The organism is Candidatus Dependentiae bacterium (genome assembly GCA_013821315.1).
Taxonomy (GTDB): domain Bacteria; phylum Babelota; class Babeliae; order Babelales; family Babelaceae; genus JACDHA01.
On sequence record JACDHA010000014.1, the window covers coordinates 24,834 to 38,145 of the forward strand.

At 36.6% G+C, this 13,312-nt stretch carries 11 protein-coding genes; 4 read left to right on the plus strand and 7 right to left on the minus strand.

What is annotated here, in order from left to right; translation table 11 throughout:
* Nucleotides 1-44: 44 nt before the first annotated feature.
* A complete protein-coding gene (locus H0X48_04160; protein ID MBA3954485.1) occupies nt 45-665 on the plus strand; it encodes an ankyrin repeat domain-containing protein in 621 nt (206 codons plus the stop codon).
* Here the strand turns inward: H0X48_04160 and H0X48_04165 are convergent.
* Nucleotides 549-1,868, minus strand: coding sequence for an ankyrin repeat domain-containing protein (locus H0X48_04165; protein MBA3954486.1), 1,320 nt, complete (start codon nt 1,866-1,868; stop codon nt 549-551). The two genes, H0X48_04160 and H0X48_04165, sit on opposite strands and share 117 nt — an antisense overlap.
* A 162-nt stretch (nt 1,869-2,030) precedes the next feature.
* Complete coding sequence (locus H0X48_04170; protein MBA3954487.1) at nt 2,031-2,939, minus strand: ankyrin repeat domain-containing protein; 909 nt, start codon at nt 2,937-2,939, stop codon at nt 2,031-2,033.
* A gap of 1,622 nt (nt 2,940-4,561) precedes the next feature.
* On the opposite strand from H0X48_04170, the gene H0X48_04175 reads away from it, so the two are divergent.
* Nucleotides 4,562-5,581 (plus strand): hypothetical protein, encoded by a 1,020-nt coding sequence (locus H0X48_04175; GenBank protein MBA3954488.1) that lies wholly within the window; start codon nt 4,562-4,564, stop codon nt 5,579-5,581.
* Nucleotides 5,582-5,643: 62 nt separating this feature from the next.
* Nucleotides 5,644-6,567: an ankyrin repeat domain-containing protein gene (locus tag H0X48_04180; protein MBA3954489.1), complete on the plus strand. Its 924-nt coding sequence runs from the start codon at nt 5,644-5,646 to the stop codon at nt 6,565-6,567.
* A 347-nt stretch (nt 6,568-6,914) separates the two neighbouring features.
* On the opposite strand, the gene H0X48_04185 is transcribed toward H0X48_04180, so the two are convergent.
* The 4 genes from H0X48_04185 to H0X48_04200 form a co-directional block, all read right to left on the minus strand.
* Entirely contained in the window at nt 6,915-8,018 is a 1,104-nt protein-coding gene (locus H0X48_04185; GenBank protein MBA3954490.1) for an ankyrin repeat domain-containing protein, read from the minus strand.
* Nucleotides 8,015-8,344 carry a hypothetical protein gene (locus tag H0X48_04190; protein ID MBA3954491.1) on the minus strand — a complete coding sequence of 110 codons (330 nt, stop codon included), beginning with the start codon at nt 8,342-8,344 and terminating at the stop codon, nt 8,015-8,017. Before H0X48_04190 ends, H0X48_04185 begins: the two co-directional genes overlap by 4 nt.
* A 114-nt stretch (nt 8,345-8,458) precedes the next feature.
* On the minus strand, nt 8,459-8,794 hold the full coding sequence (locus tag H0X48_04195; protein MBA3954492.1) for an ankyrin repeat domain-containing protein: 336 nt from the start codon (nt 8,792-8,794) through the stop codon (nt 8,459-8,461).
* 287 nt (nt 8,795-9,081) lie between these two features.
* Nucleotides 9,082-10,176: an ankyrin repeat domain-containing protein gene (locus H0X48_04200; protein MBA3954493.1), complete on the minus strand. Its 1,095-nt coding sequence runs from the start codon at nt 10,174-10,176 to the stop codon at nt 9,082-9,084.
* Between the two features lie 413 nt (nt 10,177-10,589).
* On the opposite strand from H0X48_04200, the gene H0X48_04205 reads away from it, so the two are divergent.
* Nucleotides 10,590-11,336 carry an ankyrin repeat domain-containing protein gene (locus H0X48_04205; protein MBA3954494.1) on the plus strand — a complete coding sequence of 249 codons (747 nt, stop codon included), beginning with the start codon at nt 10,590-10,592 and terminating at the stop codon, nt 11,334-11,336.
* A 732-nt stretch (nt 11,337-12,068) separates the two neighbouring features.
* On the opposite strand, the gene H0X48_04210 is transcribed toward H0X48_04205, so the two are convergent.
* Nucleotides 12,069-12,893, minus strand: coding sequence for an ankyrin repeat domain-containing protein (locus H0X48_04210; GenBank protein MBA3954495.1), 825 nt, complete (start codon nt 12,891-12,893; stop codon nt 12,069-12,071).
* Nucleotides 12,894-13,312 lie beyond the last annotated feature (419 nt).

A 13,312-nucleotide genomic window follows, 5' to 3' on the forward strand; every position in this document is an offset into this window, starting at 1 on the left:
GTATGGGATAAGCATTTTTATGCTTTTAACTCCCTTTGCAGGCTATGCGATTCGGCGATCTAGCGCTAACTGGGTTAGCTCTAAATAATCCTACTGTATTAGAAATAGCACCGTTACTTTTAGCTAAAAATATAAATAAAACAAATCAAGATAAAGTTGGAAGTTCGTTGCTTCACATTAGAGGTAAAGGCAGAGTGCGTCCTCATACAGAATCTGTGCTGGCGTTACTACTTGAGTATGGTATTTCGCCTAATACTCAAGATGCTCTTGGCTACACACCTTTGTATTGGGCAAGTGCTAACCATAAATCAGGGTTGGTATACTATGGAGCTAACCCTTTTATAAAAACAAGCCTAGTTGGTAAAAGTGCTTTAGGTCTTGCCCGCTCTAGGGAGCCTCAAGCTCTAAATACAACACTGGAAGATCAGCAACAGGTTATAGCAATGCTTGAAAAAGCTCTTATAAAGGGCAAGCAAGGTGTAATGCTCTTCGTTTTAAAAACTAAAGCAACTGTCGTGCAACCAGATGCTAATCTGATAAATAGCTTTTTAAAGGCTACTGCTCTGCAAGGCTGGTTTGGTGGCTGTTTTGCTGCGTTCTGTAATAGTCAGCAAGATCTTTTTATAGTAAGGATCTTTATAATCTTCTTGTTGCAAAATGCCTGAGGCTTTATCAAGTGAACTAAGGCCCGTTTTATTTTCCATAAAAATATTTGAGCTTGCTTTAAGGAGCTTTTCTACCTTTTCAGTGGCTCCCTCGTCTAGTGCTCTATGTAGTGGGGTGTTCCCTTGATTGTTTTGAATATGTATGCCAGCGCCATATTCAAGTAATAAACTTACTATTGCGGGATCGTTTGCTAAATGAAGTGGAGTATTCCCCTCATTATCTTGATCGTTAACAGGTGTATGCTTCAGTAGTAAAAGTTGTACTACGTCTTCTTGAGCACTGATCGTGTCACCATTGCAGTTGAAATGTAAGGGGGACTGACCATGATTGTTTTTAATAGTGCTATCAGCATCATTATCAAGCAATAATAGTACCATGTCCTTATCATATGTTAGGTGCAAACAGGTGTTGCCATTTCTGTCTTGACTATTGGGGTTTGCACCTGCACGTAATAATAATTTTACAATTGCTATGTCTGAATGTGTAGCTGTTTGAACTGCGACAAGTAGGGGTGGTATGTTATAGGTATTATCGCTACTGTTCTTATCTGCACCAGAACTTAAGGATTTGGCTACCCGATATATATCATTATCTTGAATCGCTTTTATAAGCACATCATTTAAATTTAAGCTATTAAAGAGTAAATTATATATTTTTACTAATTTTGCTTGTTCCTCGTAGGTTAAGTTTTCACTGTCAGTTGATTGATCTTCAAGTATGTTAAAGGTAGTTTTATGACGATTGTTTTTGATTAAGGGCCTAGCTCCATAGGTAAGTAATAGCTTAACCCTTGAAAATAAGTTAAAAAGAACTGCTTTATGTAGTGGTGTATTACCTCGAATGTCTTTTGCATTACAATTAGCTTTGTAAGAAAGTACTATTCTTGCTGCACGATTAGTTGATGCCCAATGCAGTGCAGTGCTCCCACTTGTACCGGTGCCGTTAACTAAAGCTCCTTTGCGCAGTAACAGTTTTATTATTTTGCTGTCTGGATTTGTATGTTTACTACATGCAAGTACTAGAGGAGGTACATTGTATTTGTTTGTGTGACAATTGAGGTCAGCCCCTATACGCAAAGACAATTGTACATTACTAAAGTCGTTATCTTCAATTGCTTTTATAAGTCTTTCATCTGGTTGCATAGTTAAAATGTTGCTGCTAATGAACACTAAAAATATCACTATAAAACTATGTCTATTCATAGTAACGCCTTTTTCTGTTTAAAGTAGTACTACAAGATGATTACTAATAAGTACTACACTATTTTAGTGTTAAAATACATAGTTTATAGACTTAGTTATACTTTGTTAAGATAACAGTAAAAAATGTTAAGTAACTGTTTGTTTTATAGGGCTATATTGGGATTAGTTTTTTGAATACACGTAGCCTGCAATAGTTTTTGCTATATCCTTAGATAACTCAGTCGAGGTAGTTGCGTAAGCGGTTGCTCCCGTTAACCTATGCGCCAATCGTACCTGATTAAGATAATCACCTAATATCTTACCTATAATTTGATACGGTTTTTCCTGTGTTGAAGCGTATTTTTCTTGAGCTAATGCACCATACTGGCTTAATAGGTAAGGTGAAGGCTTTACTTTTTGTAATAATTCTCGAACTAATACTGGGCTGCCAAATGCAACAGCTTTACCGAGAGTATTTTCATCTGGAGTTGCTTTTGTTTTATTTAGCAATTGTATGTATTCCTCTATAAGTTTAATAATTTCTTGTTGCTTAGCTTCATTTACCTGTGTTTTCCATGACTCTGGTAAAGTGGTATATAATTTAGCAAAATCCAATGCTGTCTGGCCGTGTACATCCTTTATAAGTGGATTAGCATTTGCTTGAAGAAGCAATTTTATAATACTTTTATTAGGAGAAAATGTAACTAGGCTTGAATGAAGTGGTGTTTTTTTGTCTTTATCAGTTGCGTTAACTTCTGCGCCAGCATCAATTAGCATTTGTATTATATTTAAATTATTAGTATCTACTGCCCTAAAAAGAGGCACCTTTCCCATGTCAGCTACTTTATTGACATCGGCTTTTGCATTAATAAGTTTTTTTATTATAGTTGGGTTACTATATACTAGAGCTTGATGAAGTGGTGTCCAATCAGTGCCTGGATCTATTTTATTAACATCGACTTTTTGAGCTATGAGCTCGTCCACTTGGTGTTCATTGTTTGACTGTAGTGCTTTGATAAGCTCTTTATCTAAATCTGAGGTAAAAGTGAACTCACATAAGGCTATGAGAGATAAAAATAGAGTTTTATTCATTATAGTACGCTTTCCGTTATTTTGAAATTAATTATAGCCTGCTACTATAATTATAATTCAAATAGAAAGCATAAATCAAGGACTAGGTTAGCGATATAAATTTATGCATGTGTTTTCGTGAAGATAATAAATAAAATCATTATATTAATAATAAATTCGCATAATTATTTACTCAAAATTAAACCCATACAGAAACTTAAAGACTCAATCATGGATAAATTTGACAATATGAAATTTTAATGTTATTATTAAAAGTAATTAAGGTTAAATTATGCAATATTATCTGGTGCTACAGAGCTTTTGGTGTACTTTAAGAGTAACAAAAGCCAGTGATTACAGTTTCATTTTAGATTACTTAAGACGAAGAGCTTCTATAACTAGGAGCTCTTTTTTATGTGTGGTTATCTGTGTTTTTGATTTTAGAATTAGCCAAGACACTGCAAAACATGCCCTGGTTAATTCTAGCTTTTTGTTAGCAGCACTCTTCTTCAGAAGTACATTCTTGTTTGGCTATAAGCGATTTTAGGGTTTCTTTAAGTTTATTCATAAGCTTTTTTTATAAGATTTTATAGGAAGTTCTTCCATATCTTGAAGGAGTAGCTGTTGGTTTTCTGCTAATGTATTTATGTCTTCGTTAATGTCTTCTATATAGTCTGTCAATGTGTTTTCTGCGCTTAGGCGTAACGTGTTTTTGCCCTTGGCTAGTGTTAATGATCCGCTCAGTAAATCTATAAATCCATTATAGCCATCTGTTACTCTGAAGTAAGAGTTGACTCGTGGCCAGTACTCTCAGTGTCTATGAAGTCTATACTTTTCTAGAGCAATAGGACATGGAGGATAGTTTGGTTATAGTTTATAAGTTAGGTTTAGTTTATAAACTATTTCGTATAATTATTATTAGTCTTGAAATATGCTATTAAAAAGCAAAAGAGTGCCTTTCGCTTTAATGGTATTGTTTTATTTAATGTTGTTATTGTAATTGCTATCGGCACTCTTTTGCTCGATGTCTTTCTTTATAGAAACAGAACAAATAAACAAAAAATAATGACTTAAAAATTATTATAAAAAAGATCAACAAGAGAACTAGTAAGATAAATAAAGAATAGTAAAGATTAAGGAGAAAATAAATGTATACTAGTTTAACTTTTGGTCAAGTTTGTACCTTATTAGAAGTTAGAAGAAAGCATGATAAATAATAGGGTAAATAAATTGTTAGCTTTTAATGTGATAATGAGAAGTAGGATAAATGTGGAGAAAAAAGAGAAAAGGGGGCAAGAGAATTTCTGACCCACATTGATTTGGTGTTTTGTTGTTTGTCTCCATAAATCAGAGCTTATATTTTCATTATAAAAAATACCATACATTCTAAAAATAAGGTAATTATGGCCAAACTGGCGATTGCATTAAAATAGAACATGTTGTTTTTTCTATTTTTCAAGAGAAGATATTTTTTTCTTATAAGTAAGTATGATTCTATTTAATTATTTATCAAATGCTTATGCTGATTAAAAATAATTATAGATAAAAGTTAGGCCAGCATCTTAATCATTGACAATTTGGCAATTTTTTATCTATAATTAACTAAGAATAAAAATAAATATAATATTATCTAAGGAGTAGGAATGAATAAATACCTTTTAATGGTTATACTAGCACTATTTGCTCGATCTTTTGGTATGTATAGTACAGACAAAGATGCCCAGGTTCAAATATGGCAACGATTGCAACAACGTCTTAATAACCCTGAAAACTTCAGAGATTTAACTGCTCGTCTTAATAATCCAGAAAATTTTAGGCATTCAAATGCACGTCTTAGCGATCCTGAAAATTTTAGAGACCTAAATGCTCGTCTTAATGACAGAAGTAATCCTGTATGGCAGCAGTTAGAAAATCGTCTTAATGCAAGGTTTCCGCAAAGCTCACCTGTGCCTAATGCTCAGCAGCAGCCAAGTGCAGGTCAGCCTTTTGGCCACTATTTTAGTAGTAACAGTAATCCAAGTGCTACTAGTGTGCAACCGCGAATGCCAAGTATATATCAAAGTGCTGCTCCTTATCTAAGTGGAAATAGTAATCCAAGTGAAAGCGCTATTGAGTCTCCTGTACCTAACATATCGCCAAATATCTCTTCAGGCTATAGATATTCAAACATGAGCCCACTAGTAGTTGCGCCAAATAGACTAATTGGTTCTAGTAATGTTAATCAGTCTAGCAGGACAGCCATTGAGTCTTTGCCTGTTGCATCATTTTCTGACATCTATCAACAACCAGACAGCACTATCAAAAAGTTAGAACAACATGCTACTAGCAGTACCAGTAATAGCAATAGTGATTCATCTGCTGTAAGTACTGATCCTATACAGCAAAAAATTTTTGAAGCAATCAAAAATAATGATTTAGATGCACTTAAGACCTTGATGGCCGAAGCAAGCAAAATTTACGTTGATGAATTAGGTAACACTCAATTACACTATGCTGTTAGTGTATCTAATGTAGATCCTAATATCGTTGATTTCTTTATAGGGCTTAACCCTAAACTATTATCTGTTCGTAATAAAGCTGGACAGTTACCTATAGAGCTTATACCTAATAATCGTGAAGATCTTGTAGAGCTTTTTCTACCATTTTTAGATATTAATATTTAAAAAGCAATGAGATAAAGAGAGTGATAATTAAATTTAAATAAAAATAACAAGGAGATAAAATAATGAAGAATTGTTTTTTACTGGTATTAAGTTGTGTGCCATTTGTATCTTTTAGTATGGATCGATCTCAAGAGTTGTTAGATGCAGTAAAGCAGCGTGGCGCTCCACAACGATTACAGCAACTATTGGCTCAGGGTCTAAATGTTAATGCTGTTAACGATCCAATTCAGCGGTACACAGCATTGCACTATGCGGCACAAAGGAATAATATAGAATACATGAAAATTTTGTTGGAAGCTGGAGCTGCTATAGACGCTATGGTTGAAAATCGCAAAACTCCGCTCCATTACGCATCAGAGTATGGATATCCTGATTCAGTTAAATTTTTATTGCAAGCAGGGGCTAATCCATTATTAAAGGATGAGCGAGGGGCTACAGCTAGAGATTATGCTCGTACTCCTGAAATTGCAAAAATATTGCAAGATGCTATGAATGCAAGAGTAACCCAAGTCAAAAATGAAAGTAACAGAAACTCCAATAGTAATCCTTCAGTTACACCGGCTATGCCAAGTAGTGCAACTATATATAATGATCCTGTCTCAAGTAGTGTAAGTCTTCCTTCTGGGAATAATCAAGGTGCTGCCTCTGTGACAGATAACTCAAATAGTAACAGTACTGCTCCTGTTAAGCTTGAAAGCTCTGAACAACAGCAAGTATTTAGCATAATTAAGGAAAATAATTTAGATAAGTTAAAAGAACTAGCAGCGCGGGTGGCAATTCCTCAAATTGATGAACAGGGTAATAATCAGCTACATTATGCTGTTAGTATATCTAATGTAGATCCTAATATCGTTGATTTTATTATAGGACTTAATCCAGAATTAGCTACCATGCGAAATAAAGCTGGAGCATTACCAGTTGAGTTAGTACCGGATAATCGAGAAGACTTGGTGGAACTTTTTTTACCATTTTTAGATTTTAAATAAATAGGGTTATAGCATAGTCATCATCTGTAACTATATTATTAGGTCATAAAAGTATACTGCTGCTCTTATGACCTATAGTCTCTTTGGTTGTACCTAGCAAGCGCTAAGTAGTTACTTGTATGAGGCTGGAAGTCAAGTCCAACTTTCCAGCCTCATAGGCTTGGTATTCAGTTAAAGAGTATAGTTGATTATGATAGCAATTATAAAAAACATTGGAAGGGTTTAATTCTAAATTAGCAGTGGTGGTGAGGCCATTTGATATAAAAAAGAGCTTAGGGTTTAATTCTAAGCTTATTTTATATACTATATAAAATAAAAATTAACTTTTGATTTAGATAAATTAAAAGTTAAACTAAAAATGGTAGAAAAAGTTCTATAAGATCGTCGCGGTCACCAGGTATAAGCTCTATAGGTAATCGCCCTGATTTATTACGCATAGACAGTAATTCTTTATTAAGGCTGATAATAAAGGCAACAATAGCTGGATGTACATTGGGTAGAGTAACAGCATAGTGAAGCTGTGTATTGCCCAATCCATCTATATGAAGCTTGCTTGCTTCACTTGCCATTTCTTTAAGCTTATCCATAAAAACCTGCGGTTGTAAGGAGTCAATTTTAGCTGCAGGGGGATTGACATTACAAGATTGCACGGGCGCTATCGGGCTAACCGGTGTTATGCTTTTGCTTTGCATAGCATGTTGTACAGGTTGCTGGTGCTCTTGGAGCATCTGGGCAATTACTTTTTTGTTTTCTATCTTTTCAGGAATGTCCGACTTGTCTGGCTGAACCATATCTAATGCTGTTTCACCTTGTTGATTTTTAATGGAAGGATCAGCACCCGCTTGCAGGAGTAGTTGTACAATGTCTGTATTGCCATGTATAGCAGCGTAATGGAGTGGTGTCCAGCCATTTTTATTTGGCATGTTAGGATTGCCTCCCTTAAGGAGCAGTTGTACTATTGCTTTATTTTGACCCATAATAGCATAATGGAGTGGTGTCTTGCCAAGTGTATCAGTAGCATTGGGATTGGCGCCTTTATCAAGTAATAATTGCGCTACGTTAGTATGGCCTTTTTCAGCAGATCTATGGAGTGGCGTAGTGCCAACAACATTAGCCGCATTGGCGTCGGCGCCTTTATCAAGTAACAGTTTTGCTACGTTAGTATGGTCACGTTCAGCAGTGTAATGGAGTGGTGCGTGGCCTTGACTATCAACCGTCTCTTTACTTGCACCTTGTTTAAGTAATTCGTCAACCCGATGCGCATCGCCTATCCGAGCTGCTGCGAGCAATTGATCGTCGAGTTTAGTGGCGCCTTGGTTGAGTAACTGTGTTACCCGACGTGCATCGCCTGCTTTAGTTGCTTCGAGCAATTTATCGTCGAGCTCCCGTGGACTGAACAGTGTGAAAGTGCTGAGTGGTAGGAATATGAGAGAAAGGAATAATTTGTTCATGGTTTATCCTTTTGTAAGTGTATGGCATATCCAGCGATAGTTGTGGCAATATCAGATGGCAATGGTGGTGTTGCGCGTATTAGCGCAAGAGCGTTATTATAATCCCGTAACAGTTCCCCTATTTGTTTGTAAATAGCCTTTTTTGATTGAGCAAGCTGATTTTGGGCAAGATTGCCCAGAGCGGATATCTGTTGTTGTGTTGGTTTAAGTTGTGCAAGTAGCTGTTTAACTAAAGAGGTATAGCCACCGTCAACAGCTTTGCTTAATGTTTCGTGCGTGGAATTACTGTTGGCTTCTTGGTGTAGTTGCTGGTACTCTTGGAGCATCTGGACAATTGCTTTTTTGTTTTCCTTTGTTTTGGAATTTTCATATTGTCTTGGCTCACTTATTTCTAATGCTATCCAACCTTCGTGACTTTTAATGGAAGGATCAGCATCCGCTTACAGGAGCAGTTGAGCTAGTTCTGTATAGCCAGATGAAGCAGCAATATGGAGTGGTGTATAGCCAAATCGATGATCAGTCGCATTGACGTTGGCACCTTTATCAAGCAGTAGTTGCGCCATGTCAGTAAGGCCACGATTAGCAGCCCAATGGAGTGGTGTATAGCCACGGTAAGTAACTGCATTAGGATTGGCGCCCGCTTGGAGTAGTTGCTCAATCTGTTCCCTAGTGCCTAGTTGAACTGCTTTGAGTAATTGACTGTCCAGATCTTGCTGATTGGTCATGGCTGTACCTTGGAGAGGTAACAATAGGAGGGCAAGAAAGAGCTTGTTCATATAATTTCCTTTAGTAATATTATTCTTATTAGTTTCTTTTAGCATGCCAATAGTGTTTGCTAGTTATCAATAATGTGATAGCAATTATAATCAACATTGGCAGGGTTTAATTCTAAATTACTAGCAGTAAGGAGTAATTTTTTTAGGATTAATGGCCTTTACTATCATTTTAACACAGCTTGTTTATTTTATAACATTCAATATATTATAAAAAGACGATATTGTTTTATCGTAATGATTAATAAAATTAGCTAAATTAGGTATGCTTTTATCAAGCCAACGGTAGATTATTGTCCTTGGGCATAAGTAGCAATATAAGAAGCTAATTCTTTAGGTAATTGAATATCTGTTATAACTACATCATCATCAGCTGGTCTTTTCTTACTTAGCTGCGCAGCAGAAGCGGACTTGTACATTTCTTGGGCAGATCGTCGTGCTAATGCAAAGCGTAAAGCGTATTGCTTGAACTCTTGACCCATGTACTTATAAACTAGCTTGTTGGTTTGTTGGTATAAGCTTTGTAGTCGCTGGTTATAGTGAGCAATTTCTTGTGCTGTTAATTGCAGCTTTGGTAATAGTTTTTTAACAATAAATAAATAACCGAGTCCAATAGCCTTATCCAAAAGCTCTTTAGTCGGTTGCGCATCAGCAGTAAGGTCTAGCTCATTGTAGTTTCGCAAAAGCTTTATTATTTCCTCTTGATTGAGCACTTGAGCTAGCTGGTGGCCGCTATTGAATTGTTCGGCTGACTGTAATGGCGTATAACCCTTGTCGTCTTTTACATTAGGATTAGCTCCAGCGGCAAGTAATGCTTTTATAGCCTCACTATTTGCACTGTAGGCAGCATTGTGTAATGGCGTATAGTGATTCTCATCAGCAGCATTAGGATTAGCGCCAGCGGCGAGTAATTCCTGTACTTGTTGCGTATTGCCATTTTGAGCAGCTTGAAATAGCTGGATATTAAGATAGTTGGTTTGTCTATAGAGTTGTTGTAACAGCTTGTTGTAGCTTGTAAGATCTGCTACAGTCAGTTGTAGCTTAGATAACAGTTTCTTAGCGATAGGTGCATACCCTTGCTCTAGTGCTTTATCTAGTAGCTCTTTGGTAGGATTGGCATCAGCAGCGTGCTCTAACTTTATATATTCTTCCAGTATTTGTATTGCTTTATCATTGACAGCTCTGCCAGCCGCCCTAGCACTTTTAGCAAGTTCTAAAGGCGTCCAGCCAACAAAGGTTGTGACATGAGGATTAGCGCCAAGGGTGAGTAATTTTTGTACTTGTTGTGCATTGCCGTTGTGAGCAGCATCGATTAGCTGACTATCAAGATTATTCATCCCATACAGACAGGAGAAAAAGGGTATAATAAGGAGTAATTTTTTCATAAATGCCTTTCTTTAGTAGAATCGTTTCTTATTATTGTACGCTATTTATTTCATATTGTCAATAAAATTGGGATAAAATAGCTAGGATGATCCTATTTGGGTGATTGAGCGAATGGGGCTCTTATGCTCTCTTTGTTGCAATAAAAGGCAGTCCTTACTAGCTTCTCGAAGCTACTCATCTAGATCGTTCATGCTGCGCGTGGTATCATGAGCAATAGTTTTTCCTATAGAGCCGTTTTTAATATAGTGACTAAGTCTGTATAGTACATAGAGCCTTGATCAGGGTGGCTATCATTAATAAGAGACCTGACCAATCAAGTGTGGATACATTAAATTTGAACCCGAGTAATTGACTAAATGAAATAAGCCTTTATGCTTATAAAAATAACTACTCTAAAAATAAGGTTAAAACTATGCAAAAATTACTAACACTTTCAGTTATCCTTCTCTTTACACAATCACATGCCACAGAATTGACCGATGCCATACGCACGAACGATAGACATAAAATAGAGCAGTTGCTCGCACAATCATCCACCATTATTGATACACCTGATAGCTATGGCGACACACCGCTCATACATGCTGTTAGCGATAATAAAAAAGAACTCGCGCACCTGCTCCTCGAGAATGGTGCGGATATTAATAAACCTAATAACAATGGCCAAACGCCGCTCCATACAGCTCTCTATTATTCCAACAAAGAACTTGTGCAACCGCTCTTGCAGAGCGGTGCTAGTCCTTTCATTAAAGACGAAGAAGCAAAAACGGCTCTTGATACTCTGCGAGTAGATAACCCTTATTGGTCTTCTGAAGAAAAGCAGCCACTGATAGAACTGGTTGAGCAGTATATGCGGCTGTTTCAAGAAGTGCAGCATAGCCCTACTATTGATACACTTAAAAAAGCGGTACAGCTTGGCTATCCAGGGTTGGTTAAACAGCTTCTCAAGAAGATCAAGCCCAACATTAAACAGATACGTCAGGTAGGCCAATTGGCACAGCAAGAGTACAACCAAACCAACAATGAGGCTTTTACAACAACCAAAAGAGTACTGACCGATTACATGCATGCCCTTATGCTCGCCCATGCCGAGCCAGGGATTCCCGCCGACATACTGCCGGCCGATATTCTGCATGTTATTGCTGGTTATGCCGTATAATACATAGTTAGCTTGCTAACCAGAGAATTGCGCCCCAGTTGCACAGCTGGGGCTTTTGTTTTAAAGCAGAGTCGGATTTTACTAGTTTTAATGCTCCAGGATGCGTTTGTTTTTTTGTACTAGTTTTGTATGAGTTGGTGGTAAATAATTGATCCTGGGGCTTTTATTGTGGTGTTTATTTTTGCTCACGATGTCTTATTATTTTTTCTATCTACTTTTTTATTTTTTATTCTCTTTTACTAGCATATTTGACTATAATAAATTGACTGGCACGTTTGTTTGGATTTAGCCTGCTTTTTTTGATGATGCTCAAAGCGGCTTACTTACAAGCTTTTTGACAGCCATTGCATGTCCTAAAAGCTCACATTACAGACATGCAGACCTTTGGCATTATTAGTTAATTGAGCAAAAATGATTTTAGATAAATAGTAGCTTAAAAGCATATCAATACTTTCATTAAGACCGCCCCTGCAATTACATCATGGTTGAGCGATATGTAATTTAACATTTAACTTTTTGCAAATGAGCTCATACTTGGCATTTGATCTACTATTACCCTATGGTTTAGGACAATAACTTTATCTCTTGCAAAGTCTTATAGGTACTCTTATTGCCCGACAATATTTTAATCCCAATTCGATAATGTTATTATAGAGCTATGTAGTAAAGAAAAGCAAAAACTCCAGTTGTGTAACTGGGGCTTAATTCTATAATTAGCAAACTAACTATTTATTACAACGTGTGGCCAGCAATAACATGCAGCATATCGGCCGGCTGTGGTGACTCGGCATGGGCGAGCATAAGGGCATGCATGTAATCGGTCAGTATTCTTTTTATTGCTTTAAAGGCCTCATTCTTAGTTTGAGCAGAGCGCTGATGGGCCAGTTGGCTTAACTGTCGTACCTGTCTAATACCGGGAGCAAGCTTTTTCAGAAGCTGTTTAACTAACGCTGGGTAGCCATGTTCCACCACTTTGAGTAGCGTGTCATAGTTAGGGCCCTGCTGCATTTCTTTAAAAACAGCCACATAGGGCCCAAGCAGTTGTATCAGTGGCTGTTTTTCTTCAGGAGTGTAAATGATACTTGCCAGCAAAGCATCCAGAGTCGCTTTTCCTTCTTTATATGCAATGAAAGGATCAGCACCGTTCTCTATAAGCAGCTTCACGAGTTCTTTATTGGTAGTATTAACAGCAGAATGGAGCGGTGTCCGGCCTTGGTTAGTAGGCTTATTTGTATCGGCACCTTTAGCGAGGAGCAGCTGTACTAGCTCTTTTCTGTTGCATATAACAGCAAGATGGAGCGCTGTTTGACCATCATTATTAGGCGCATTGACATCAGCGCGTTTATCGAGGAGCAGCTGCACTAGCTCTTTGTTGTTGAATCTAACAGCATAAATGAGCGGTGGAGCGCCATAGCTATCAGGTGTATCAATAATGGTGGGTGATTGTGCAAGCAGTTGCTCTACTTTTTGTCTATCGTTTTTACGCATAGCATCAGTTAACTCTGTACCCTGCGCTTGTAGAGAAACAAATAGTAATGGTAGAAATAGTTTTTTCATGCTTGTATTCTTTCAATTTAGTTTTTTGATCGTTATTGCTTTATTCTAAATTTGTTGTTTTTATTTTTCAATTGCCAATTAAACATGCATTACAGAAGGTGTTTTTGCATATTTAATCCTCTAATACTGCATTTTTATTCTAGTCCACACTTAATTAACTATATTATAATATATTCAATATGTCAATAAAGCGCATTGAGGCGACATTATCTAGTAATTAAAAATAAAATATTTTTTTATTTTTAATGATTTTAGAAACTAAGATTTAGGATACTATTGGTTTAATGCCAATGCTTTACTGATGTTTTTATTCTATCTTACAGCTGCCATTCTTTCCCCTTCTCCCCTTTTATCTTTTCCCTAATCTACTTTATTCTTTTTTTATCTTTATATATTAAAAATATAAAGCTTACAATAAA